Annotated in this window: 27 protein-coding genes and 1 pseudogene; 7 read left to right on the top strand and 21 right to left on the bottom strand. The window is 46.5% G+C overall.

What is annotated here, in order from left to right:
• The first annotated feature begins 38 nt into the window (after nt 1-38).
• A complete protein-coding gene (locus MHH78_RS02890; protein WP_339252556.1) occupies nt 39-881 on the top strand; it encodes a sialate O-acetylesterase in 843 nt (280 codons plus the stop codon).
• Nucleotides 882-1027: 146 nt separating this feature from the next.
• Here the strand turns inward: MHH78_RS02890 and MHH78_RS02885 are convergent.
• A pseudogene (locus MHH78_RS02885) lies at nt 1028-1138 on the bottom strand (helix-turn-helix domain-containing protein); the annotation flags it as partial.
• Nucleotides 1139-1311: 173 nt separating this feature from the next.
• Here MHH78_RS02885 and MHH78_RS02880 point away from each other — a divergent pair.
• A complete protein-coding gene (locus MHH78_RS02880) occupies nt 1312-2313 on the top strand; it encodes a serine hydrolase domain-containing protein (protein ID WP_341166517.1) in 1002 nt (333 codons plus the stop codon).
• Nucleotides 2314-2420: 107 nt separating this feature from the next.
• Here MHH78_RS02880 and MHH78_RS33910 read toward each other — a convergent pair whose 3' ends face one another.
• The 9 genes from MHH78_RS33910 to MHH78_RS02835 all read right to left on the bottom strand — a co-directional run bounded on the left by MHH78_RS33910 (nt 2421) and on the right by MHH78_RS02835 (nt 8523).
• Complete coding sequence (locus tag MHH78_RS33910) at nt 2421-3107, bottom strand: CD3324 family protein (RefSeq protein ID WP_445668027.1); 687 nt, start codon at nt 3105-3107, stop codon at nt 2421-2423.
• An 11-nt stretch (nt 3108-3118) separates the two neighbouring features.
• Nucleotides 3119-3823 (bottom strand): hypothetical protein, encoded by a 705-nt coding sequence (locus MHH78_RS02870; protein WP_341166516.1) that lies wholly within the window; start codon nt 3821-3823, stop codon nt 3119-3121.
• A gap of 205 nt (nt 3824-4028) precedes the next feature.
• Entirely contained in the window at nt 4029-4439 is a 411-nt protein-coding gene (locus MHH78_RS02865) for a hypothetical protein (protein WP_341166515.1), read from the bottom strand.
• A 52-nt stretch (nt 4440-4491) separates the two neighbouring features.
• Nucleotides 4492-4695 (bottom strand): hypothetical protein, encoded by a 204-nt coding sequence (locus tag MHH78_RS02860; RefSeq protein ID WP_341166514.1) that lies wholly within the window; start codon nt 4693-4695, stop codon nt 4492-4494.
• Between the two features lie 285 nt (nt 4696-4980).
• Nucleotides 4981-5847, bottom strand: coding sequence for an SDR family oxidoreductase (locus MHH78_RS02855; RefSeq protein WP_341166513.1), 867 nt, complete (start codon nt 5845-5847; stop codon nt 4981-4983).
• Nucleotides 5844-6353 carry a hypothetical protein gene (locus MHH78_RS02850; RefSeq protein WP_341166512.1) on the bottom strand — a complete coding sequence of 170 codons (510 nt, stop codon included), beginning with the start codon at nt 6351-6353 and terminating at the stop codon, nt 5844-5846. Before MHH78_RS02850 ends, MHH78_RS02855 begins: the two co-directional genes overlap by 4 nt.
• A gap of 128 nt (nt 6354-6481) precedes the next feature.
• On the bottom strand, nt 6482-7027 hold the full coding sequence (locus tag MHH78_RS02845) for a MarR family winged helix-turn-helix transcriptional regulator (protein WP_341166511.1): 546 nt from the start codon (nt 7025-7027) through the stop codon (nt 6482-6484).
• Between the two features lie 115 nt (nt 7028-7142).
• Complete coding sequence (locus MHH78_RS02840; protein WP_341166510.1) at nt 7143-8024, bottom strand: anti-sigma-V factor rsiV; 882 nt, start codon at nt 8022-8024, stop codon at nt 7143-7145.
• 1 nt (nt 8025) lies between these two features.
• Entirely contained in the window at nt 8026-8523 is a 498-nt protein-coding gene (locus MHH78_RS02835; protein ID WP_341166509.1) for an RNA polymerase sigma factor, read from the bottom strand.
• Nucleotides 8524-8601: 78 nt separating this feature from the next.
• Between MHH78_RS02835 and MHH78_RS02830 the strand changes: the two genes are divergently transcribed.
• Nucleotides 8602-8889, top strand: coding sequence for a Tn3 family transposase (locus tag MHH78_RS02830; protein ID WP_445668026.1), 288 nt, complete (start codon nt 8602-8604; stop codon nt 8887-8889).
• 60 nt (nt 8890-8949) lie between these two features.
• Here MHH78_RS02830 and arr read toward each other — a convergent pair whose 3' ends face one another.
• The 3 genes from arr to MHH78_RS02815 form a co-directional block, all read right to left on the bottom strand.
• Nucleotides 8950-9366, bottom strand: coding sequence for an NAD(+)--rifampin ADP-ribosyltransferase (arr, locus tag MHH78_RS02825; protein ID WP_341166508.1), 417 nt, complete (start codon nt 9364-9366; stop codon nt 8950-8952).
• Between the two features lie 182 nt (nt 9367-9548).
• Nucleotides 9549-9884, bottom strand: a complete 336-nt coding sequence (locus tag MHH78_RS02820; RefSeq protein WP_341166507.1) for a helix-turn-helix domain-containing protein — start codon at nt 9882-9884, stop codon at nt 9549-9551.
• Nucleotides 9885-10378: 494 nt separating this feature from the next.
• Nucleotides 10379-11080 (bottom strand): formylglycine-generating enzyme family protein, encoded by a 702-nt coding sequence (locus tag MHH78_RS02815; protein WP_341166506.1) that lies wholly within the window; start codon nt 11078-11080, stop codon nt 10379-10381.
• Between the two features lie 233 nt (nt 11081-11313).
• Here MHH78_RS02815 and MHH78_RS02810 point away from each other — a divergent pair, with 233 nt between their 5' ends.
• The 3 genes from MHH78_RS02810 to MHH78_RS02800 all read left to right on the top strand — a co-directional run bounded on the left by MHH78_RS02810 (nt 11314) and on the right by MHH78_RS02800 (nt 13482).
• The gene (locus MHH78_RS02810; RefSeq protein WP_341166505.1) at nt 11314-11904 is read left to right on the top strand and encodes an urea carboxylase-associated family protein; all 591 of its coding nucleotides are present in this window, start codon (nt 11314-11316) and stop codon (nt 11902-11904) included.
• An 85-nt stretch (nt 11905-11989) separates the two neighbouring features.
• Nucleotides 11990-12616 carry a LysE family transporter gene (locus tag MHH78_RS02805; protein WP_341166504.1) on the top strand — a complete coding sequence of 209 codons (627 nt, stop codon included), beginning with the start codon at nt 11990-11992 and terminating at the stop codon, nt 12614-12616.
• A gap of 131 nt (nt 12617-12747) precedes the next feature.
• Nucleotides 12748-13482, top strand: coding sequence for a YqcI/YcgG family protein (locus tag MHH78_RS02800; protein ID WP_341170265.1), 735 nt, complete (start codon nt 12748-12750; stop codon nt 13480-13482).
• Between the two features lie 4 nt (nt 13483-13486).
• Here MHH78_RS02800 and MHH78_RS02795 read toward each other — a convergent pair whose 3' ends face one another.
• Nucleotides 13487-14797, bottom strand: coding sequence for an amino acid permease (locus MHH78_RS02795; protein ID WP_341166503.1), 1311 nt, complete (start codon nt 14795-14797; stop codon nt 13487-13489).
• A gap of 211 nt (nt 14798-15008) precedes the next feature.
• Here MHH78_RS02795 and MHH78_RS33905 point away from each other — a divergent pair, with 211 nt between their 5' ends.
• Complete coding sequence (locus MHH78_RS33905) at nt 15009-15110, top strand: recombinase family protein (protein ID WP_445668025.1); 102 nt, start codon at nt 15009-15011, stop codon at nt 15108-15110.
• Between the two features lie 311 nt (nt 15111-15421).
• On the opposite strand, the gene rlmH is transcribed toward MHH78_RS33905, so the two are convergent.
• From rlmH to MHH78_RS02760, 7 genes are all read right to left on the bottom strand, one after another.
• The gene (gene rlmH / locus MHH78_RS02790) at nt 15422-15901 is read right to left on the bottom strand and encodes a 23S rRNA (pseudouridine(1915)-N(3))-methyltransferase RlmH (RefSeq protein WP_341166502.1); all 480 of its coding nucleotides are present in this window, start codon (nt 15899-15901) and stop codon (nt 15422-15424) included.
• A 166-nt stretch (nt 15902-16067) separates the two neighbouring features.
• The gene (locus tag MHH78_RS02785) at nt 16068-17273 is read right to left on the bottom strand and encodes a DUF4179 domain-containing protein (RefSeq protein ID WP_341166501.1); all 1206 of its coding nucleotides are present in this window, start codon (nt 17271-17273) and stop codon (nt 16068-16070) included.
• 42 nt (nt 17274-17315) lie between these two features.
• The gene (locus MHH78_RS02780) at nt 17316-19403 is read right to left on the bottom strand and encodes a M56 family metallopeptidase (protein ID WP_341166500.1); all 2088 of its coding nucleotides are present in this window, start codon (nt 19401-19403) and stop codon (nt 17316-17318) included.
• 2 nt (nt 19404-19405) lie between these two features.
• Nucleotides 19406-19813, bottom strand: coding sequence for a BlaI/MecI/CopY family transcriptional regulator (locus MHH78_RS02775; RefSeq protein WP_341170264.1), 408 nt, complete (start codon nt 19811-19813; stop codon nt 19406-19408).
• Between the two features lie 66 nt (nt 19814-19879).
• Complete coding sequence (locus MHH78_RS02770; RefSeq protein WP_341166499.1) at nt 19880-21082, bottom strand: DUF4179 domain-containing protein; 1203 nt, start codon at nt 21080-21082, stop codon at nt 19880-19882.
• A gap of 42 nt (nt 21083-21124) precedes the next feature.
• Entirely contained in the window at nt 21125-23206 is a 2082-nt protein-coding gene (locus MHH78_RS02765) for a M56 family metallopeptidase (protein ID WP_341166498.1), read from the bottom strand.
• A 2-nt stretch (nt 23207-23208) separates the two neighbouring features.
• Entirely contained in the window at nt 23209-23616 is a 408-nt protein-coding gene (locus MHH78_RS02760) for a BlaI/MecI/CopY family transcriptional regulator (RefSeq protein ID WP_076161349.1), read from the bottom strand.
• Nucleotides 23617-23720 lie beyond the last annotated feature (104 nt).

Below are 23720 nucleotides of genomic sequence, written 5' to 3'. Positions count from 1 at the left end.
ATTAGTCTATAATAGTTAGGTAAAGGAATGAGGATTAAATGATAAAATCATTTTTAATGTTAGGTCAATCTAATATGGCAGGCCGTGGATTCTTGCATGAAGTCGACCCTATATATAATGAAAAAATCAAAATGCTGCGGAATGGACAGTGGCAGATGATGACAGAGCCGATTAATTATGACCGTCCGGTCTCCGGTGTAAGCCTGGCGGCGTCTTTCGCCGATGCCTGGTCGAACGCCAATCCTAATGAAGAAATTGGTTTGATTCCTTGTGCAGAAGGCGGCAGTTCTTTGAATGATTGGCATCCGGAGGGCATCCTTTTTCAGCATGCTTTGTCCGAAGCCCGCTTCGCCTTGCGGTCCAGTCAAATCTCCGGAATTCTTTGGCACCAGGGTGAGAGCGACAGTTATCATTCGCTGCATGAAACTTATTACGAGAAATTAACCCTGATCATCGAGACCCTAAGAAACGAATTGAAGCTTGATGAGGTGCCGTTGATCATTGGCGGACTTGGTGATTTCCTTGGGAAGACTGGTTTTGGACAGCAAGCAACAGAGTATAGACAGATCAATGAACAATTGCAGCGCTTCGCTAACGAACAGCCAAATTGTTATTTTGTAACAGCGGCAGAGTTAACCGCGAATCCTGATGGAATTCATATAAACGCGGTATCGCAGCGCAAATTCGGCTACCGCTATTTCGAAGCTTTTTCGAACAAGTGTCATGTCTTGGAGCCCCTCCGGGGAGAGGAGCAATCGCTGAAAGTGGAGCGCGACTATTCGAAAACAGAACAGATCTACCTTCATAGCATGGATTTGGCTTTGGGTAAAATTACTTACGCCGAATTCGAGGCGCAGATGGTGAAGGTTATGCAGCCCTGATCCCTTTCGCTTAAAGGGTCTATCGGCGAAAACAAAGGGCGGCCTGGAAGGCCGCCACTGTTGTTTATACTATGAATAGATAGGCTTGATTCATAATGATTCTTTATAGTAATTCCTTCAGTACATTTTTAGCTACACGTACCTTACAACTGAATAATATTCACTTCAAGCGATTCTGCAATCTTATGTGAATTCAATAAAGAAACGTTCTTCTCCCCACGTTCAATCTGCCCTATGTATGAAAAATGAATATTTCCTTATCCATCACCTTATTCACCTCTCCATGTCCAAAGTGCAGACAAGTTCCGCTCAAAATAAGATAGTCTAATGTACCTTTCCAGCGTTACCATAGTCTATAACTTCCAAAAAATGATATGATTTTTATATTCTATACCGGCATCTTTATTATAAACAGAGGTGAAGTGAGAATATGTTCATACCAAAAGAAGTAGTACATACCAGAAACCATAAGTATTGGGCGCTAACTAACCATGTAATTAAAGCTAAGAACCAAATTTCTTGTTCCGCTGCCGCTACATTTATCATCCATAATGACACTATTGTTAATGAAAGCTACTTTGGTTCATATGAGTATAATTCAAAGATACAATCTGTAATGCCCTCAACCCGGTTTAATGTTGCTTCAGTTAGAAAGTCATACATTGGCTTTGCGATCAGCTTGGCCTTATACCAAAATAAGCTTTCAAGCATTGATGATTATATTTCAGATTACTTAGATGATTTAAACCTAGCTGCTGTACAAGGGGTTAGAATAAGACATTTATTAACACATACTCATGGACTCAAAAATAATCAAGAAAAACTTTTCCAGCCGGGAACGAATTGGAATTATAACAATGTAGGGATCAATATGCTTATTAGATTAATACGGAAGTTATTTGAAGCGCCTCTGTCAGAGGTCATGCAACAATATGTTTTCAAACCATGCAATTTCATTGAGACAGGTTGGTGTAAGAATAGAGATGACAATTTAGTCTGGTTAAATGAAGAATATGCTGATGACCAAGGGGGGGAAGCCAATCTTTTTGTAAGTGCCCGTGAATTGGCCTTTTGGGGTTATCTTCACCTGAACCGTGGACTCGTCAATGGACAACAAATTGTTCCAAAAGAGGTTATAGAACAAGCTACAACTAATCAGAGCCCAGCAAATCTTGAAGATACATTGCTTAGGAATGGCTTCGCTTGGTGGATTCAGGATAAGCCTAGAGCTATTTCTGAAATAGGAAACACACTCCCACCAGGGTCCTACCAAATGCTAGGACTAACTGGCTGTGCCTGTTTGGTTATTCCTGAACATCGGCTAGTCGCGGTTAGAATGTACAATCAAGTAGGTCCAAATCCACCAGGTTACGACTACTTGGAGGATATTAAAGCATTTGGAGACAAAGTCTTGTCGTGTACTTTGAACTAATTATTAATTTCTCTGTTGCTTTGGCACTACTTATGATACGGTTCCCGCGCTGTCTGTAACGGCAAGTTTTAGGGCCATCCTTGGCGGGATGACCCATTTCATGCTTTTTATTTGACGAAAAATAATACAGTTCCAAAATGATTCGTAAACCTCTTATAATCGGTAACCTCCCGCAACACGATAATGGTCGGGTACGAATTAACCTTGCGTTGGATCAGTCCAGCCAATATCTCCTTCTGTTCGGTACAGTAAAACTTCCCTTGATGATACTCAATGATAAGAGGCGGTAGAGCGGAATGATCTTCGGTTACATTCACATGGGAGTTACCGATATCGAATTCATCCCTTTGAATAAGACGTAATGGAAACTTTACGACCCCAAAATAGATTCGGTCTTCAACTGCATTTTCTGTATGGACAGATGCGTTTTTAGAAAGCTGCCAGTAGCAGTACATCCACTCTTCAAGTATCCCGCCATTCGCATATTCCACAGCCGACTCAATAGTCGGGGCATATGCTGCGTAGTCAGCCTGTTTCTTCGAGTAAAGGATTTTTTTAATTGAATCCAAAGATAAGAAGTATTCGTCAGCAAGCTCCGACACGGTACGTCCATGGGCGTACTTGTTGCGAATCATACGATTTCTTCTCTGCAACTGCTCCCGGTAACCGGAGGCTGCACCCCAAGCTTTCTTTTCCTCTCCAGCGGGGATGTAAATAAGTTTACCTGAGGCGTACTTTTGAACTTCTCTCAATAGTTCCTCTGGAAGGATGTCACTGCCATTCTCATATTTCATGTTATCACCGTCTACAAAGCGTAAATTCGATCTTTTAGTTCGCCGATAGATTTCATCATACTTGTACACGATTCTGTATCGTCGATCGATGCGTGCCAGCGCAATCCATCTATCCCTTTATAATACGCCATACATAAGAACCTTTCCTTGAAGTCGGGAATGATGATTTTCCGATTCTTGCAGTACTCCATGAGAAGCTCCGGTATTCGCAGATAAGGCTTGTTTAAATCCATGATTGCAAAATCGATCAGGCAGTCTCCAATGCCAGAGTAGCTCCAGTCGGGAAACCCCACCGTGGTTTTCCCATCCGTAATCATGTTGGTGAAAAACGTAAAGTTATTTACTAAATAACGTCTGCCCTCGCAATAAGGAATTCGAGCCTCCATCTCTTTGTAGTACTGATCAAAGAAATCTCGTTGCAAAACCGTCGTTCCGAACATCTCCCTCCAATTATACCAATACCCTTCTTTGTCCTCAGCAAACGTATCGATCAGAAAATCTCTACCACTCTCATATTCCGGTGTGCCATCCTCGTTGAACCGTCCGTAGCCCCCTATTCCCGATATGTCAGACGTATGAATTTCAAATAGACTGTCAAATATCAGCTCGTGACAATCCTTGAATTGTTCGGGGCTTAATTGATCGGCCACGAACCCATTCGGGGTCATGTTGACCTTATCGGATAGCATGGATCGCAAAAAATCATCTTTACTCATCTTCTCATCTCCTTAACTTGACTCACAATTCACTGCCATCAGGTGCGCATCTGATATGTAAAATCATAGCATTGGATAGATTTAGGGAATAGGCAATCAATGGCTTAAAGAGACTTTACACAGGCTAAAAAACTTGCCTCTACTTATTACATGTACTGAAGGCCGCCGAAGTAAATCGGCAGCCTTTGCAATTATGCATTCAGCTTCAGTTCTGCTTGCTCCTAAAATACTCTGCTGTTTCATGAATTTCATCATTTTCTGAGAATAATCCTCGATCAATAAATACTTTTAATAATTCTGGAGCTACCTCTCGTGTCACTTCTAGTAATCTAATGTATTGCCATTCGTCCGCCCAATCAATACTTCTATTAACAACTTCAGGATAGTATTGTGTCAACCACTTGAGTGGTATTTTCTTAATAGCATCTCTTGCTAAAGTAATTACAGTTATGTTCTGACTCTCGCAAGCATAATTAACAAGAACCCCCAGCACGTTCATTCCAATTTCAATTGGCATTTGGTCGAGGGTTTTTAGACTTTTATAGGCATCCGGGAGTACTTTGTTAAGCGCTTTGCGTAACTGTAACTCGTAGGGATCAACTAATTGGCTGTCCATTATTATTCACCTCCGTAATCCACTGGTAAGGCCTTGAACTGACAATAATTCTTTAATGTATGTACTTCATTGCCATTGTGTAATCCATTGCCTGATTGTCTTGACTAGTCATAAATTTTTCGCCGTCACTTATGGTACGGTTCTCCGCGCTGTCTGTAACGGCAAGTTTTGCATCCGAGATTACATTCTTTGCTGCGTCGATGGCATCATGACGTTCAAGAAATACCGAACATTTTAAACTGATTCGTTTAACCATGTTTCCGTTACCACCTTTGATGTTATTTTAGAATGTTTTTCTCCAAGTGTATATGAACCCAAAAAAGATAATACTCCGTAAAAGTACTTTATTTAAAACCCTCCATTATTTTGTAATTCCAAAAAGCTCGCAAAAGTCCGTTTGCTCCATCTTCGCTGCTACGCGTGACCCCGCCTCAACCCAAGTCCTTCAAGGCTCCGTTCCAAGCCTGCTGCGGGATTTTCCGATAAACTTGCCCCTACTTATGATACGGTTCACCGGAATGTTCCTTAAACTAAGATACCTCTACCGGAAATTGTCTACACTCTCATGCAGAAAGGCTTCCAGCTTACGCGGCTCTCTGCCGAGCAGGCGACTCACCGTGTCATTTGGACGTTCTGGAACCACCATAGACATGGATTGAATCTCCACAACATGGTTCGCAAGCCAAGGAGGCATATTCCCGTGTTCAATAAGATTACGGAGTAGTTCTTCGGGTTCCATATTGATGTAACTTATTGGCCGATTGAGCAAGGCGGATAGTCGTTCCGCGATCTGAGGATAGCTGAAAAGCTCTGCACCCGTAAGCGTATATATTTGGCCTGAGACCTCAGGGTTAGTTAGAGCTTCTGCGGCAACATCTGCGATATCACGGCAGTCAATGAAGTTACACGGAGAATTGCCCATGGAGCCGAAGAAAACATTTTGAGTTGTAATCGTTGGTGCAAAGCGCATTAGATTTTGCATGAATGCATATGGGCGCAACACGGTGGAGGTAAGACCTGATTCCCTTAGCACTTTCTCAATTTCTTGATGCCAGCCCGCCACTGCTACTGGAGAGCTCTGCTCAAAGGCAGGGCTGGATATTTTCACGATGTGTTTGATTCCAGATTCGCCTGCAATCTGAATGATTGAAGTTTCCAATTCGATTTGTCTTGGACTGTTGGACATAGCGAGGAAGAGCTGGCTGGCACCTGTAAAGGCGCGGCGCAGCGATTCGAGGTCAGCAGCATCTGCCAATACGACCTCGATAGCCCACGCCCCCTTTTCTCCGATCTGCTTACGCAACTTCTCTGGCTCTCTGCTCAGAGCCCTGACGGGCACGCCAAGATCAGCCAAACGTTCCACCAGCGCACTGCCTATCGTACCTGTTGCTCCCATAATAACTATCATTTTTTTCTTCTCCTTTTGGATGTCAAATGGGTTGTGGCGGCAAGACGCCACCGCCATGTCACTATCGTGCTGGCTATGAATCCAGACAACGGGAAATCGATCCATATGCGATCGACCCAGGCCAAGTGATGGTCCGGCACCATAAGTTCTAGTACACCATTTGTCACCCATGCCGCGCATAGGCCAAACAAGGACCCGGCTATTGCGAACCCTCCTACCACAACCAAGCGAGGTGCACCTGTGACCCATTGCATATGGCCCACTCGGCTGCGCAACAAAAGGCCAATCATCAAGGCCATCAAGGCCGATGCACCGCCGATTGTGGTTAATGCTCCGATTTGAAGCCCCCTATCAGCAGTAACCAATCCCCCAATACCTGCCATGATGGCAGGAGCAGCATAGGCCATTACAACTTCACGCCATAGTGCAAAGGGCTTTTTCCTGGAGCCCACAGTCTTGATACCGTAAGCATCATCTGTTGGATTCGGGTATTTCATCTGGTTCATTTCGTTGCCCCTTCTTTCTTCGAGATCAATCCATTTGAGTGCTTTCAGTGAGATATAATTAGGAGCCTAACTATATAGGAGTAAAAATAGGCTAGCATGACTAGCCCATTCTACTCAATACTGATGTTTCACTTTGGTTTCGAGCCTGGTTCGTCCGTAAGTGCAGAGATGCCTTGTGTAACCCGGCCTAGCAAGTCGAGGAATACGGTGCGCTCGTCTATACTGAGTAAGCCCACCGTGGCCTCCAGCCAAGCGAAATGCTCAGGAGCCATTTCACGTAGCTTCTTCGCTCCTTCTTCCGTCAAAATAACCGATCTCTGGCGGCCATCCTTTGAGCTTAACCGCCTAGATACTAGGCCATCTCGTTCAAGAATGTCGATCAGACCAGTCACTGTAGCACGTGTAACGCCTAGATGCTCTGCTAATTGCGAAGGCAGCTCTTCTCCTTCGTAATCCTCGAGATCTGCCAATACACGATATCGACCTGTTGATAAGCCGAATCTGGAGAAATGAATCTCCGAGGCCTGACCAAGCTGGGCTCCCGCTGCCATTAGCCTAGATGCGACGAGTATAGCCTGTGCGTCTATGTCTAGGTTATAGCGATCAATCTGACGCTGGGATTGTACAAGGGAGGGAATAACCTCCATGTCATTTATTTTTCTATTGTTCTTCATAAATATAGTATGGCACCTAATTACTTTTGTGTCAACCAGCTATCTTTCATTTGAACCGGCTTGAAGAGGAGATGCTCCCGCATGTCCCCACTTCAGGCCGTCCTGCCGCTATGCCCTACTTAATATATTCCTGGCTGACCAGCAGCGAGTTGATTACTTCTGTCGGTATTACAAATTGAACAGGTCCCATAAATCCCGGAGCAATATCATATTCGTTAAAGGAAATAACCAATTTCCCGTCTGCATTAATGTAGAAGCTCTGAGTCTTCGAAATGCTATCGAATCCACGTGTCGGATAATCCTCACTTTCGCCCTTTATCCAATAATGCTTATTATCTGGGTCCGCCTTCATTTGCTCGTACATTTGCTCTTTGATATTTTCGCTGATAACAGATACATAACTTCCATCCTTGAAGAGACTTGGCAAGGTGAGCAGCACTTGATTTTTTTTGTCAACCGTGTCGTATTTCATCGTTTCATACCCGGATGCCGCCGTTTGCACGACCCAGCGCCGAATAGAGAGAAGCTGATCCGTATCGGTGACAACCTCATACCCGCTGTCTACTCCCATATTGGGTCTGCCCTTGTCCTTCAACTGGTCAATCTCGGCCATGAATTCCTTGTACAGCTTTTGGTCCTCCGCAATATACTTCTCGTTCAACATGTCTTGCAACTTCTTATCGGGCATATTCGTAATTGCTGGAACCTTCACATCTGCATGGTAGCCGTCTCCCTCCGCTGTATATTCCGTGAAGGTTACCAGCTTCACCAATGCACCGACAGCCGGCAGCTCTGACACGGATTGTGCAAACGTCGGGCTTATATTCACCCCAGACACGAACAGAGCAATCGCGGCTGCCGCCGAGCCAAGGAACCATTTGATGCTGCGTTTGCGCTGCGGGGCAGGCCGCAGCGATTGTGTGACGAGCGTATCCAATTCAGTGGGGATTTGTACATTCATATAATCTTGCTTGAGCTTTTCCATTTTTTTGTCCATACTAATAGGTCTCCTCTTGCTTCATATTGATGCGAAGAATTTTCAGTGCTTGATATAACCGGGATTTAACTGTGCTTAACGGTATATTGAGAACGAGAGCCACATCCTCCAGCTTCATATCCTCGAAGAACCTCAAAATAATGACTTCCCGATACATCATAGGCAGCTCCTCTAAGGTCTCTGACAGATGCAAATCCTGAATCACATCATGATCATTCACTCCCTGCTGCTCCAGCACCTCATCAGCAACGGGAAGGAGCTTTTTTTCTCTCCGTAAATAATCGAGCGCCGTATTGACCACGATGCGGTAAAACCAGCTCTTCATGGATTCTGGCTTTGTCAGCGAATCGCTCTTGGTCAGCGCCTTCTGTATCGCATCCTGTACCACATCCATGGCGTTCTGCGGATGCTTTACATAGCTGTAAGCCAATCGGTACACATTCTCCTTGTAATCCCTCATAAATTCTGTCAATATCTTGTGAAATAGCTTGCTATTCATCAATAGGCCTCTCTTCCTTCTTTACTGCGCGCGCATTTCTTTATTTACCGCCTTTCATTATGCAAGACGAATCAGACCGTGAAAAAGTTTGAAGCCATAATTTTCTGCGAATTGCGAAATGCCATAGCCGATGTCGTCAACCATATTTTCAAAGTGAGGATGCAAGAGGTTTGGGGTGAGGGTACAACGTCCTGCGCGTCAGACTCTAAGGAATTCGGTGCATGGGGATCAGAACCTCATGACGGAATGGCACATCCGTACCGAGGCCGTGGCGTGATGATTTACTGGCTAGAGGTGTATTCAAAACTCGCCATTACTGAAGCACAAAACGAGTACAATGAGGTGATCAACAAATTTCCAATATAACCTATACGTTTGCACGTGGTGACAGCGATGCTGGTATTACCCCATTTAATAATGCAGGATTCAATCATATATTATATTTTTTCCTTCTTCAGTCAGTTTTTTCAAAGATGTAAGCATATGATTTATTTCCTCATCGGAATGTCTTTCCCATGAACTTAATTCCGCTACTATTTTCAGAGGCGATTTAGACCTATATGAACGTGTTGGGTTTCCTGGAAATCTTTTATCTGTTAAGTTTGGATCATTCTCGAAATCACCTACTGGTTCTACAATATAAATTCTCTCTTTTGAATTAGATTTTGCTAATTCAGCACCCCATTTAGCAGCGTCTAAGGTTGCAGTAAAATATATATGATTAGATTTTTTATTCTGATAATTGGATACATACAATGGTTCAAGCAAGTCTCCTATCTTCAATGCTGCTTTAGTCCCATGAAAGAACGGACCGGGATCTAAGATGTTTTTTTTGTCATTCATATAGGCACACCCCTTTTTGTTTTAGACTTTCGTTTAAGAGTATACGGCTATAGGGGGGCAAAAAGTAGTCTATAAAATAATTCCAAACCCAGTTAACTACTGCAAAAAGCACAAACCAATGGCTTGCGCTTTTGTTTCTAACGATCTTTTTTGCCCTGAGAGGCTTGCTTCATAATTATTCTTTATAATAATTCCTTCAGTACATTTTTAGCCACACGTAATTTCTCATCATTGGCCTCACGGAGCATGCCTACAATATCCTGAATATCACGCTCTGCTGCGGTAACCATGAACTCTTCACCCTGGTACGCAAATAACTGAATAATACTCACTTCAAGCGATTCTGCAATCTTATGTAAATTCAATAAAGAAACGTTCTTCTCCCCACGTTCGATCTGCCCTATGTATGAAAAATGAAATCCGCCCTTCTCCCCAAGCGCCTCTTGTGACAGTGCCTGCTCTTTCCGAAGAGCACGTATCCGAGCTCCTACCTGCTTCAATATTTCCTTATCCATCACCGTATTCACCTCTCCATGTCCAAAGTGTAGACAAGTTTCCTATACAAGTCTAGCCCGTTATCACATGAAATTAGCTCATATTATGAAATGCTGATACATACCGACTATCACCCTGGACTTGAGATTGTGGTGTTTGTGGGTGAACTGAATTATCTCGTTAAAGGAGAAGGTAAGGAGTTGGAGATGATAAAGGACGAGGATATGGAGAGAGTGATGAGACGGGCGGGTGAGGTTTTGGAGGAGTTGTGTTGGAGGGTAGGGATGTAGAGAGAGGTAATCATAGCGAGGAAAATACCTTTTAGCGCTATTGTGAATTTACTTTCCATAAATCAAGAAGAGCCAGACCAGTCACATGTCTGACTCTAACTTTCCGCTTACTACTACTTATGATACGGTTCACCGCGCTGTCTGTAACGGCAAGTTGAGGATCATCCTTTGCAGAATGGTATTCATGATGAATTTAAGTCAATTTCGGCATGCTTGATGTCACGTTCTCAAGGTTTTGTAAGGGCTATTCTAAAACCAAGATCATCTATCTTGAGATCGGGCATGCTTTTCCTTCTGCTGGTAGAACCACAGTTGTTCTCAACTTCAGCCCAGCTACCTCCACGGAAGACTCTATAGTTCCCATATCGTTCAGTATCATATAGATCCCAGCACCATTCCCAAACGTTCCCAATCATATCAAAAAGTCCCCATGGATTAGGACGCAGTTGTCCTACTTGATGAACGGAACCATTGGAGTTTTCTTGATACCATGCAATTTGATCAATGCTTGCATATCGGTATCCCGTAGTTCCCGCTTTGCACGCATATTGCCATTCAGCGTCTGACAGTAATCGAAAGCCATTTGCTGTCTTGTTATATTTCGTGTTCTCACTTTCATTTGTGAATGTGTAGCATTCCGTCCTTCCAAGCATTCTGGACAATTCATTACAAAAGACAAGCGAATCCATCCACGAAACTTCCGTAATTGGAAGGTTATTTACATTCGGTTCCACTTCTTCTTCATACATGACAAAATGATACAACTGCTGGGTTACCGGATACTTCATTACATAGAAAGGTTCAATCGTTTCAGTCCATGTAATAGCTTTTTTATTACTTCCAGGGTCTGATAACGTGTAGTCAGAGCTAAACCATTTATTTGTGTTAATATAATCGCGTAACTCAATGGTCTGAAATGTACCCGCCAAAAACTTGCCCCTACTTATGATATGGTTCACCGTAACATTTATAGAGCGAAATTTTAAGGGCACCTAATTGATTGACCTTATCCACTAGTCGCTATTAAGGCGTTGGTTCCCCCGGTCCCTAATAAGATAGATCTCTTTTCTCATAGCTATAATGGCTCTTACTATGCATGACTTTTTTGACAAACAGCCATACTAACTTGTATAGAGAATGAACATCCAAGAGGAGATTACTGATGACTGAACAACAATGGCTGATACCAGCAACGCAGAGATTGGGCTTCAAGCTGGACAAAGGGCAGATCGTCCGAGTGACCGATGTGGAGGGAGAGCAGGTTGCTGATTTTACTGCCTATAATGCCTCTCGCCCCAATGAGCGGATTGATCCCGGCGTAACGATAGATGCTCTCGGGAAGATAAATGTAATGTCAGGAGACATCCTCTATTCCAATCAATATAGACCCTTACTTACAATTATGAAGGACACCGTGGGCCGCCATGATTTCATTAATTCTGCCTGCCGTCCCGAGATGTATGAGGTGTTATATAACAGAAAAGATCACGCCAGCTGCTACAACAACCTAAATGAAGCCCTGAAAGAGTTTGGTCTGCCCGCTCCCGATCAGCATTATCCATTCAATCTTTTTATGAATACCGTCATTGAGCCTTCCGGAAAAGTTAGCGTGGAGCGTCCGCTATCTAAAGCAGGTGATTACATTGAATTGCGGGCTGAGATGGACCTTATTATTGCTATATCTGCTTGCCCCTGCTCCGAAAGTGCTTGCAACGGTTACAAATGTACCCCTATTGCGGTGAAGATCCTTTAGAATCCATTAAGCTCGTCTTCTATCTGGCCCACTTTTTGAATAGAATGACTTGTACAAGATACTTCTCATTCAAGGAGCGATGTCCATGAATAGCTTTTTAACCTATATAGTGCTAGGGATTTCTTTATCTGCACCTATGGGCCCCATCAATGTAGCCCAGCTCGATCGGGGAGCGCGGATGGGATTCTTGCAATCCTGGGTGATCGGACTGGGCGCCATGTGTGCAGATTTAGTATACATGCTGCTCATCTACTTTGGGCTAGCGCACTTCCTTAATACCCCATTCATGAAAACCTTCCTGTGGACTTTCGGCAGCTTTGTTCTTCTTTATACCGGGATTGACACCTTAAAAAACATGAATACCGCTTCCCAAACCGCCTTGCGCGGTGAACAGACAAGCATCAGCGCCTTTCATTCTGGATTTCTGATGGCACTGATGAACCCCCTCAGCATTTTGTTCTGGTTAGGTATTTACGGCTCAATTCTGGCCAAAAGCATGGAGAATCAACAGTTCGATCAAGTGCTGTGGAATAGCATTGGTATTTTTGTTGGCATCTTATTCTGGGATCTGGTAATGGCAATGATATCCAGTTTATTCCATCAGTTTACCGGCCCTGCTGTACTTCGATTCATTTCCCTTGCGGCTGGCATTTGCTTGCTTAGCTTTGGTCTGTATTTCGGATATCAGGCATTTATACAATTGTTCGCCTAATAAGTTCACCTGGCAAGAGTGTTTCTATGCTTTCACCCATCCCCCTTCTAGCGCATAGGATGTTTTGTGCGTAACGAGGAGGGTGTTTTAGGGTGGTCTATTTGAAAACAAAGCAATGGCTGGATGAACATATGTCCGAGATACCGGACTGGCAACAGGATGCTTTTCGCCAATTTACAGCTATGATTGCAGATCCCGAAGGGAAATATCCCTGTATTCCGGGAAGGCAGGGTTTTTTGTCTAATCATTTACGTTTTGGATTTGCAACTGATCCACGAAACGAAGCGTCAACTTTGGAAGTCGCCGATTTCCTTCGCCAATATGGCGAGTGCTCGCGGGATACCGGCAAATATGCTTCACTTGTTCTCTTTTTCGAAACTCCGGAAGATTTAGCAGAGGGCCGCTCCATTGAGGACAATGAAGCTTTGTTCTGGTCCGTCCTGAGCCGCGTCAGCGCGGTAGATACAGTACCTTGGCCGGATCAGATTTCTACAGACCCCTCGAACCATTCCTGGGAGTTCTGCTTTGATGGGCAACCATATTTCGCCTTTTGTGCAACCCCGGCACATCAGTTGCGGAGAAGCCGCCATACTCCTTATTTTGTGATTGCCTTTCAGCCTCGATGGGTATTCGAAGATATTAATGATTCTACTGCATTTGGCCGCAATATGAAGAAGCTAATCCGCAAGAAGCTCGCCGACTACGATAGTATTCCCGCGCATCCTTCCCTTAAATGGTATGGGCAGGAGAACAATTTGGAATGGAAGCAATATTTTCTACGCGATGACGAAAGTGCACCCTCTAAATGTCCCTTTACGTATATGAAGAACAAGTTCAAAGGACTAGGAACCAAATTCCACTCTTGAAAGCTTAAAAAAGCTGTCCGCGCTTCTTCCCGTGATGCTGCTTAAACCAAGTGATCAACATAATAATACCGACGAGCAGAAGGCTAGACCAGAAGCCGGGACGACCGCTTTTCTCTAAGAGTACACCTGCCACGGCAGCAATAATCAGCACCATAGCGATACTCGATCTGATCCATCCCCCCATCTTCGGCTTCAATAACTTAAGGTACGAAGCTAAGATGAATAGCCAAGTGTACAAAATAACTAATCCTGCCGCTGTGGTGATATGCTCGAATATTTGCTTCGGCAGCAGTACGCCTAGCACAATCGTCACGCACAGGCCCAGCGTATTAATGCCAAGTGCGTAGATCGGCAGTTTTCTTTTCCCTTTGGTCACCGCTAGCCAGGAAGGAGCATCTTTATCCTCAGCCAAGGCTATCAGCATAGTTGAGACCGCGTACAATGATGCAACGAGGATTGAGAATCCGGCCACTATCATTACTCCATTTAGCACATACACAAGGATGGGTAGGCCCATCGCTACAAGTGCAGCAATTATTGAGCTTTGGGCAGGAGTTACTTTCTCAGGACTGACGAATAGCAGCGCAAGCCCTATAGACAATACATATAGTATGGTCACCCCTAACAGCATAAATCTTCCTGCTTTTGGAGCTTCTTTCGGATTACGTAGATCCGCCGCCATAAAGCCCATCACCTCAATGCCTCCAAAAGCATAGAACGCATAGAGTAGCCCTTTCCAGGCCCCTATCCATCCTTTATTCAGCCATGCTTCCAGGCTGTAAACCGTAACCCAGTTTCCCTTCCCCCTCACAAGTGCGGCCACGGCGACCCCTATGAACGTCAGCACAGCTGCGATTTTGATCATGGCAAATAAATTTTCCGCTTTATTAATCCCTCTGCTACCTAGAAGAATAACCAGCAGCCCCAGCACTGTATAGAATACGGTGAAACTCCAAAGTGGCCAACTGGGAAACCATAACCGCGAGAACAGTCCCAAGGCAGTCAATGAACTCCCGATTATTAGAATCTCTGAACACCAATAGATCCAGCCCATACTGAAGCCGGCCCAGCTACCAAAAGCATCTTTGGCATAACTGCGGAAAGATCCCTTTTGAGGATTCTGCATCGTCATTTGACCCAAGGCTTCATAAACGAATAAAGCTGCTATAGCGGCTAACACAAAATTAACCAACACCAATAATCCGCTTTTTCGGATAGCGATGCTGGAACCAAGAAAGAAACCGGTGCCAATCGTGCAGCCAACACCAAATAAAGTTAACTGCCACCAGGGTAATTTACCTGTTGGAGTACCCAAAATCTATAATCCCTCCCTCTGCTTCTGCTGTTACTATGTGCTTCGCAGTGTTATTCTATTCCGCAATAGAACGATGGGAAAGTCTGTGCTGCAAATGATGGGTGCGACAGCGCAACTTAAAAGGGTACAAATCTCTCAGAACGTAAGTCTCGGAATGCGTGAGCGTAGTAAACAGGGTAAGTTCGTGGAATCTTGAAAAACTATAACTACATTGGAAAAATTCAATACTACGAATGGCCCTCAAAAAAAGCTTGTAACCGGAACCCATGAAGCGATCATAACAGAAGAGTTATGGAAGCAAGTTCAGCACTAGTTCAAAGGCTAGAATCGCCAAACTAGAGGAGGCGCAAGACGCTCCTGCACTTAATCGTTTGAAAGATAACTAATCCTTAGACAGTTCCTTCAAATTTCGAGCTATTTTCTCTATCATCGAATTAAAAATAACGTCATGGTGATACTGAACATACTTCTCCCCCAACAGGTGTTTGGTCAAAAGCAATTTTGATTTGTGAAGAGGGTTCTCATAAACATTCTTAATTCGGATGGTGTTTCCTTCCACCAGAATATCCCCGAGGGTCATATCTTTAATATCCCCAGTGTTATAGGCTGCCCCTAAATTTCGCCCTACTTATGATACGGTTCCCCCCGATTGATCTTCACCGCCCGGTAAACCTGCTCCACCAGCACCAGCCGCATGAGCTGGTGGGGCAGCGTCATGCGGCCGAAGCTCATGCGCTGCTGGGCGCGGCGCATGACGTCATCGGAGAGGCCGTGGCTGCCTCCGATGACGAAGACGACATGGCTCGTCCCGTAGGTACCGAGCCGGTCGATCTCGGCGGCAAGCTCCTCGGAGCTCCAGAGCTTGCCGTCGATCGCGAGCGCAATGACATGCGCCTCGCTCTTAATCTGCGCGAGGATGCGCTCGCCCTCGCGCTGCTTCACCTGAATAACCTCTGCGTCGCTGAGGTTATCAGGGGCCTTCTCATCCGCTACCTCAATCATCTGGAACTTGAGGTAGGGCGTTAACCGCTTGGCATATTCCGCGATGCCGAGCGTCAGATACTTTTCCTTCAATTTGCCTACGCTTATCAGTTGAATTAACATAATTCCTCCATCGGTCTGATCTGGTCATGTCCCTGTATTTTATCACATCCCTGCCCATAACATGCCCTGCTAAGAAGACATTCCCCGCACACCCTGTACCGCCAAAAGAAGAGCCACCCTTCACGGATGGCCCTAAGACACTTCGGATAATCTGCAACCCCTGCAATTATTGGTTAGACAAATCAACAACTAACTGCTGTGTAATCTTACGGTCTTTCATATTGGTGAAATCCAGGCGAAGCGACTGCGGTTTATTCAAGAAGAAATAGCTCTCTGACACGATTTTCATCTCATGGTCTGCATAGGTATAGACAGAAGCTCCCTCTTGCGATTTATAATCACCGGTTCCGTTCTTGACCAATAGCGATGGATTATATTCCATATAGAAGGTCTCCATAAACTCTCTGTTTTTAAACAAAGCTTCGTCTGAGGATAGTGTTGTTACCGTCGTGAACGGTGTCAATTCCAGCTTCACTTTGATCTTATGCCCTGCCACATCAATGGTTTCCTCCGGCATCAGTGTCCGTGTCTCCTGCTTCCAGACCTTGGGATTGATATCAAAGGCCACCTTCAGCACAGGGCTATACTTCACGTTGGACTTGATTGCATCATACTTCTTCAGCAGTTCAGGACTGTAGCTGAACGATGAGGTCTGGTCCGGGTTGTCCGCATGGGCCTTTTCGGTGGCAGCGAGCATTTCAGCATCCAGTGCCTTTAGCTGGTTCAGCTCAATGGCGGTTAATGTGCCTAGCTGAAACTCAGCAGCTACTTTTTTGGGAGGCGTGGTCAATGGACTGCTTAACGGGATTTTAGCAATTCCATATAGAATATGATCTTTCTTTGCCGGACTTGCGCCTATGACTAGAGCATCATTGAATTTCTTGCCACTGATGACCTTGCCAGTAACCGCATCGGACAATTGGAGACTATGACCCTTTGGCGGCATGAACACGAATGCTCTCTTACTGTCGGCTTGGGCTGTAAAAAGGATGATCAGCTCATATTTGTCTGCGATAAAACCGTTTACCGTCAACTGGTAACCGTCTTTTTTGACGACTGTGTTCAGCGGCTGCACCATATTGTGTTTAATGGCATACTCAACCTGTCGATAACCCTGAATCTCGGGATTTACAAAGGGGGCAAGCGCTGCTGACGGTTTCGCCGCGGTTGCCGAGGCGGCCAAAGCTTGACCTGTCACGGCAAAAGGGCTAAGCACCAGCGCTGCGGTTGTCATGACTGCGACGATGGCGGTAGATAGCCGGTTCCTGGAGGACCGCCGTTTATTTGGCGCTGACCCTTGCTTTTGTTCCTGTTTAGGCTGCATCTGCGCCGTATGTGAGATCTCCAGTTCATTCCGCTTCATACTAATCATTGTTGCACTCTCCTTCAATACAAGTTGGTTGTTTCATCCGGATCAGCTCTGATCCTGTCCGGGGACATCAAAGGTCATCTGGTATGCATGCTCAAGATCCTTCATTCCAGTAGGTTTCGCCGGACTCTTCATGAAATCCAGCCGCAGAGATTGCAGCTTATCCAACAAATAATAGCTTTCTGTAACCATCTTCATTTCATAGTCTGTAAACGTAATTGGTGAAGTGCCTGGCTGCTGCCTATAGTCTCCCGTTCCAGTCTTGCTCCACCACAGGAATGGAGAACCGTACTTCTCATGGAATGATTTCATAAATTCCTTATTCTTAAACAAAGGTTCATCTGAATAAAAAGTGGCTATGGTTGTTAAGGGTGTCAATTGTAATTTCACTCTGATCTTGTGTCCGCCTACATCAAGTGTCTCCTTTGATTGGATCGTATATTTCTCTTGCTTCCAGTAGTCTGCGCTCACATCGAAGGTGGTCTGAAGTGTCGGGGACTCCTGTATCTTGGTTCCGCTTGCTGCCACTGAGCGCAACCGGAATTCAACCTTGATCTTTGAGGGCACGTCCGTCAAAGGAGTATCGAATGGAAGTCTGGCTACCGCATCTTTAATATGCTGCTCCGGGCTGCTGCTGCTGACCAGCGCGTGGGTCCGGCCGTTAATCACCTTGCCAGTAATACCATCCGTAATGATGCATTCTACGAAATGAGGATCGTCAGAGAATAGTGACCTACCGCCGTCCACTCTCGCAGTATAGAAGAGAATCAATTGATTCTTGTCTGCCATGAAGCCTGTCACAGTGACCTGGTAACCGTCTTGCTCAATCTCCACATTCATCGGCACCAGAAGATTATGCCTGATGACATACTCCGTCTGTTGTACATCTATGCTCGTTAACGGCACCAGTGTCTCCCCTTGCTCCGTTGCCGTTTCTACGCGTTCCCCCGCAGCAACTCCTTCTGCATGCATGCCAGCGGAATTGGCCTCAGGTTCCGTGGCAGCAGAGTCACCAGGCTCCCTAGAGGCACCCGTAAGCGTCACGATGCTAAGCAGGGCGACCAGAATTACAGCTGCTGCGGAGACGCGGTAGGAGCCTTTTTTGAAAGATTGAATCATACTGATTCTTCTTCTAATCTGTTGCCGCTGCTGCGGGTTAGAGAAATAAAGATGCCCCCTCCGCTCCCGGACTCGTGAGAAGCGCTTCAGGAACTCTACCAGAGTAAGCCCGTAATCCATTGCCTCCTCTTCTCCCAATACCTCCAGCACATAGGCGTCGCACGCAACCTCCCGATCGATCTTCATCCGCCGGATCGCCAGCCACATCAGGGGATTGAACCAATGTATCGTTGCGGCTAGGCTCCCTAGCAGGTTCCACAGCATATCCCTCCGCTTGTAGTGGGCAAGCTCATGCGCGAGGATGTGCCGCAGCCGGGAAACATCCAGTTCCCGCAGAGCTTGCTCCGGGACAAAGATCCATGGACGCATTAATCCTGACAGATATGGGTTGTTAGCCGAACCTCCGGTATAGATAGGTATCGCTCTCCTGATTCCAAACTGGCGTCTGGTGGCAAGAACCACCTGTAGAATCTCCGGGGCATTCACCCGTCTAAGCCGTCTGCGTTCGCGGTGTATCCGCCGGATGTACAGGAGTCCATTCAACATCATAAGCATGACGCCCAGCAGCCAGATCCCTGTGCCTATCTTCATCCAGAGCGGATAGTCTGCGGCTTGCGCAGAGCTGCGGTTATCCGTTGCCGTTCCATCCTCCTGCCGGGCTGTGTCTGTCTGCCCCTGTACATTCAGAGCGGTGTTATTAGCCGGATATGTAACCTGATCTCCCCCTCCCGGAGGAAGCTCCTGATACTCACCCTTAGAAGCTCCGGTGTCCGGCCCCTTGTCCAGGATAGTTGTTAACAAATGCTTACTATTGCCGAGAATATGCAACATGCTGACAGGGCTGTCCGGTACGGCAGGCAATAACAGCCGGGCGATAACAAGCAGCCACAGGAGGTAACGCACCCGGGCGTTGATGAATCGCCGCAGAACATATTGAATGAACAACACAGCCAGAATCACCATGCTTGCCGCCAGTGTCTGTTCTGCGATACCGGCAAACCATCCGTAGACCATGTTCATTCCTGCTTACCTGAGTTGCCGCTGGTACCCTGCGACTTCTTCTCCTTGAGCAGCTGTTCGAGTTGTTCAATCTCCTGCTTGGACAGCTCAACATCCTCCAGGAAGCTGGTCACCATTAACTGGGTGGCCCCGCCGAATACGCGCTTCAGGAAGGAGCGGCTCTCGGCCCGGACACACTCATTCTCTGACACCAGCGGATAATAGAGATAGCTCCGGCCGGATTTCTCATATGCTATCGCGTTCTTCTTAAGCAGCCGGGTGACGAAGGTGCGCACCGTCTGCTCGCTCCATTCCACAGATGCAGGCAGGAGCCGGGTGATTTGTTCCGAGGTCAGCGGATGATGCTCCCAGATAATCTTCATAATTTCCCATTCAGCTTCCGAAATCTTCGGCGTTATACTCATCATAACAGCTCCATTCCATCGCGGCGGCATTCAATATACAAGTGTAGATTCAAGGATAACCGGCACTTATTGGTTAGACAAATCCACAACCACCTGCTGGGATACTGTCTTCTTCATCACATTCATGAAGTCTATACGAATCGATTTCGGTTGATTCAGCTGAAAATAGCTTACCATCATAATTTTCATCTCATTATCCGTATAGAAATTTTCAGTTCTTTCCTGATGTGATGTATACTTGCCGTTTCCACTCTCCACCATGAGGGCCGGGAAATAGTCCGCATTGAATGTCTTCAGAAATTCTTTGTCTTTAAACAAGCCTTCATCGGAAGATAACGTTACTATTGTAGTTAATGGTGTCAATTCCAGGTTAATCTTAATCTTATGCCCCGCTACATCAAGCGTTTCTTCCGGCGACAGCATTTGGCTCTTCTGCTCCCAGACCTTAGGGTTGATCTCAAAAGCAACCTTCAACGGCGGACTCTTCTTGATCTTCCCCTTCAACGCATCATATTTCTTCTGCAGCGCTGGACTGGTCTTGAAGCTTGTGGTTTTAGGATTAGCGGCAAAGGCCTTTTGGGCCTCCGCAGACATCTGCGCCTCCACCGCCTCTAGCTGCTTCAGTTCACTGCTCAATAGTGAGGTTAGCACAAACTCGCCAGCTACCTTTTTAGGAGCCGTGGTTAACGGGGTCGTTAGCCGGATGACAGCCGCTCCGTGCATGATGTTATTTTGCTTAGCCGGGCTTACGCCCTGAACAATCGCATCATTCATCTTCCTGCCGCTGATGACCTTCCCGGTGACGGCGTCTGTCAATTGCAGGTAATGCCATTGCGGACCCGAATCCGTGAATGCCCGCTTGCTGTCGGTTTGCGCTGTAAAAAGAATGATCAGCTCATATTTGTCGGCAATTAAGCCCTTCAACGTCAACTGATAGCCATCTTTTTTGACGACTGTATTCAGGGGCTGCACCAGATTATGCTTGATGGCGTATTCGATCTGCTCATAATTCTGAATCTTCGGGTTCACAAAGGGGGCTAGCGCTGTCGTCTGATTCTCCGCTGATGCTGAGGCGGTTAAAGCTTGTCCTGTCACGGCAAAAGGGCTAAGCACCAGTGCTGCGGCTGTCATGACTGCGACGATGGCGGTAGATATCCGGGTTCTGGAGGACTGCCGTTTATCTGGCGCTGACCCTTGCTTCGGCCCCTGTCTAGGCAGCGTGTGCGCCGCATGTGAGTTTTCCATTTCGTTCCGCTTCATTCTACTCATGGTTACACTCTCCTTCAATATAAGTTGGCAGTTTATCCGAATTCAGCTTTGATTCAGCCCAGTAGTATCAAAAGTCATTTGATATGAACTCTCAGGCTCTGTCGTTCCCATCAGTACTGGTGCCTTCTTGACGAAATCGAGCCGTAGAGATTGCGGTTTATCCATCAAGAAATAGGTCTCTGCAAGCATCTTCATCTCATAATCTGTATACGTAATAGATGTGCTGCGTGTTTGCTGCGTATAGTCTCCCGTTTCTGTCTTGCTCCACCACAGCATTGGAGAACCATACTTCTCATTGAAAGCTTTTTTGAATTCAGTGTTTTTAAAAACCGGTTCATCGGAATAAAAAGTGACTATCGTTGTGAGCGGTGTCAATTGTAATTTCACTCTGATCTTGTGTCCGCCTGCATCAAGTGTCTCCTTCGACTGGATCGTATATTTCTCTTGCTTCCAGTAGCTTGCGCTCACATCGAAGGTGGTCTGAAGTATCGGGGACTCCTGTAACTTGGTTTCGCCTGCTGCCTGTGAGCGCAACCGGAATTCGACCTTGATCTTTGAGGGCGGGTCTGTCAAAGGCGTATCGAACCGGAGTCTGGCAGCCACATTTTCAACATTCTTCTCCGGGCGGTTAGTAATGGTCATCGGGTGAGTCCGTCCATTAATCACCTTACCCGTCACCCCATCCGTAATGATGCATTCTACGAAACGAGGATCATCGGAGAATAGTGCCCTGCCGCCGTCCACCTTCGCAGTATAGAAGATAACCAATTGATTCTCGTCTGCCATGAAGCCCGTCACGTTGACCTGGTAACCGTCTTTAGCAACCTTTACATTCATCGGTTTGAACAGATGATGGCGGCTCACATACTGCTGCACATCCAGATTCAATAGTGGCACCTCGGTCTCCCCTTGCTCCATTCCCGGTTCTGCACGTTCCTCTCCCGGGACACTTTCAGCAAGCGTGCCAGCGGGATTGGCCTTAGTACCCGTGGCAGCAGATTTAACAGGCTCCCTAGAGGCACCCGTAAGCGTCACGATGCTAAGCAGGGCGACCAGAATTACAGCTGCTGCGGAGACGCGGTAGGAGCCTTTTTTGAAGGATTGAATCATACTGATTCTTCTCCTGATCTGTTGCCGCTGCTGCGGGTTAGAGAAATAAAGATGCCCCCTCCGCTCCCGGACTCGTGAGAAGCGCTTCAGGAACTCTACCAGAGTAAGTCCGTAATCGATAGCTTCCTCTTCACCCAATACCTCCAGCGCATAGGCGTCGCAGGCGACCTCCCTGTCAATCTTCATGCGCCGGATAGCCAGCCACACTAGGGGATTGAACCAGTGTATCGTTGCGGCTATGCTCCCTAACAGGTTCCACAGCATATCCAGCCGTTTGTAATGGGCAAGCTCATGCGCGAGGATGTGCCGCAGCCGGGAAGCATCCAGTTCCCGCAGAGCTTGCTCCGGAACAAAGATCCATGGACGCAGGAGTCCTGACAGATATGGGTTGTTAGCTGAACCTCCGGTATAGATAGGTATCGCTCTCCTGATTCCAAACTGGCGTCTGGTAGCAAGAACCACCTTAAGAATCTCTGGGGCACTCACCCGTCTAAGCCGTCTGCGTTCACGGTGCATCCGCCGGATATACAGGAGTCCATTCAACAGCATAAACGCAGCGCCCAGTAACCAGATCACGGTGCCTATCTTCATCCAGAGCGGGTAGCCTGCGGCTTGCGCAGAGCTGCGGTTAACGGCTGCCGATTCATCGTTCTGTTCGATTGGGCCTGTCTGCGCCACTTCATTCAAGACGGTGCTATTTGCCGGATATGTAGTCTTAGCTCCCTCTCCCGGCGGAAGCTCCTGATACTCCCCCTTAGAGGCCCCAGTGTCCGGCCCCTTTTCCAGGATAGTTGTTAAGAGATGCTTACTATTGCCGAGAATATGCAACATGCTGACAGGGCTGTCCGGTACGGCAGGCAATAATAGCCGGGCGATAACAAGCAGCCACAGGAGGTAACGAACCCGGGCGTTGATGAATCGCCGCAGAACATATTGAATGAACAACACAGCCAGAATCACCATGCTTGCCGCCAGTGTCTGTTCTGCGATACCGGCAAACCATCCGTAGACCATATTCATTCCTGCTTACCTGAGTTGCCGCTGGTACCCTGCGACTTCTTCTCCCTCAGCAGCTGTTCGAGTTGTTCAATCTCCTGCTTGGACAGCTCGACATCCTCCAGGAAGCTGGTCACCATTAACTGGGTAGCCCCGCCAAATACGCGCTTCAGGAAGGAGCGGCTCTCGGCCCGGACACACTCATTCTCTGACACCAGCGGATAATAGAGATAGCTCCGGCCGGATTTCTCATACGCTATCGCGTTCTTCTTAAGCAGCCGGGTGACGAAGGTGCGCACCGTCTGCTCGCTCCATTCCACAGATGCAGGCAGGAGCCGGGTGATTTGTTCCGAGGTCAGCGGATGATGCTCCCAGATAATCTTCATAATTTCCCATTCAGCTTCCGAAATCTTCGGCGTTGTACTCATCATAACAGCTCCATTCTGTGGCGGCGGCATTCAATCTACAAGTGTAAATACAAGCTCTGTTCTATACATTACACTTGTAGATTTAATTTGTCAAATATGCCCTT

Origin of the sequence: Paenibacillus sp. FSL H3-0333, assembly GCF_038002805.1 — a bacterium.
In the GTDB taxonomy this organism is placed as follows: Bacteria; Bacillota; Bacilli; order Paenibacillales; family Paenibacillaceae; genus Paenibacillus_AQ; species Paenibacillus_AQ silagei.
Note: the sequence above shows the minus strand (reverse complement) of the source record. Positions and strands in the feature narration are given on the sequence as shown.

Bases quoted from the DNA above. Each gene is read 5' to 3' on its own strand.
- MHH78_RS02855 (WP_341166513.1), bottom strand. From the start codon at position 5,847: ATGATAGTTATTATGGGAGCAACAGGTACGATAGGCAGTGCGCTGGTG.
- MHH78_RS02845 (WP_341166511.1), bottom strand. From the start codon at position 7,027: ATGAAGAACAATAGAAAAATAAATGACATGGAGGTTATTCCCTCCCTT.
- MHH78_RS02770 (WP_341166499.1), bottom strand. From the start codon at position 21,082: ATGAGTAGAATGAAGCGGAACGAAATGGAAAACTCACATGCGGCGCAC.
- MHH78_RS02810 (WP_341166505.1), top strand. From the start codon at position 11,314: ATGACTGAACAACAATGGCTGATACCAGCAACGCAGAGATTGGGCTTC.
- MHH78_RS02785 (WP_341166501.1), bottom strand. From the start codon at position 17,273: ATGATTAGTATGAAGCGGAATGAACTGGAGATCTCACATACGGCGCAG.
- MHH78_RS02890 (WP_339252556.1), top strand. From the start codon at position 39: ATGATAAAATCATTTTTAATGTTAGGTCAATCTAATATGGCAGGCCGT.
- rlmH (WP_341166502.1), bottom strand. From the start codon at position 15,901: ATGTTAATTCAACTGATAAGCGTAGGCAAATTGAAGGAAAAGTATCTG.
- MHH78_RS02850 (WP_341166512.1), bottom strand. From the start codon at position 6,353: ATGAACCAGATGAAATACCCGAATCCAACAGATGATGCTTACGGTATC.
- MHH78_RS02870 (WP_341166516.1), bottom strand. From the start codon at position 3,823: ATGAGTAAAGATGATTTTTTGCGATCCATGCTATCCGATAAGGTCAAC.
- MHH78_RS02880 (WP_341166517.1), top strand. From the start codon at position 1,312: ATGTTCATACCAAAAGAAGTAGTACATACCAGAAACCATAAGTATTGG.
- MHH78_RS02835 (WP_341166509.1), bottom strand. From the start codon at position 8,523: ATGAATAGCAAGCTATTTCACAAGATATTGACAGAATTTATGAGGGAT.
- MHH78_RS02780 (WP_341166500.1), bottom strand. From the start codon at position 19,403: ATGGTCTACGGATGGTTTGCCGGTATCGCAGAACAGACACTGGCGGCA.
- MHH78_RS02840 (WP_341166510.1), bottom strand. From the start codon at position 8,024: ATGGACAAAAAAATGGAAAAGCTCAAGCAAGATTATATGAATGTACAA.
- MHH78_RS02800 (WP_341170265.1), top strand. From the start codon at position 12,748: ATGTCCGAGATACCGGACTGGCAACAGGATGCTTTTCGCCAATTTACA.
- MHH78_RS02805 (WP_341166504.1), top strand. From the start codon at position 11,990: ATGAATAGCTTTTTAACCTATATAGTGCTAGGGATTTCTTTATCTGCA.
- MHH78_RS02865 (WP_341166515.1), bottom strand. From the start codon at position 4,439: ATGGACAGCCAATTAGTTGATCCCTACGAGTTACAGTTACGCAAAGCG.
- MHH78_RS02765 (WP_341166498.1), bottom strand. From the start codon at position 23,206: ATGGTCTACGGATGGTTTGCCGGTATCGCAGAACAGACACTGGCGGCA.
- MHH78_RS33910 (WP_445668027.1), bottom strand. From the start codon at position 3,107: ATGAAATATGAGAATGGCAGTGACATCCTTCCAGAGGAACTATTGAGA.
- arr (WP_341166508.1), bottom strand. From the start codon at position 9,366: ATGAATGACAAAAAAAACATCTTAGATCCCGGTCCGTTCTTTCATGGG.
- MHH78_RS02760 (WP_076161349.1), bottom strand. From the start codon at position 23,616: ATGAGTACAACGCCGAAGATTTCGGAAGCTGAATGGGAAATTATGAAG.
- MHH78_RS02860 (WP_341166514.1), bottom strand. From the start codon at position 4,695: ATGGTTAAACGAATCAGTTTAAAATGTTCGGTATTTCTTGAACGTCAT.
- MHH78_RS02775 (WP_341170264.1), bottom strand. From the start codon at position 19,813: ATGAGTATAACGCCGAAGATTTCGGAAGCTGAATGGGAAATTATGAAG.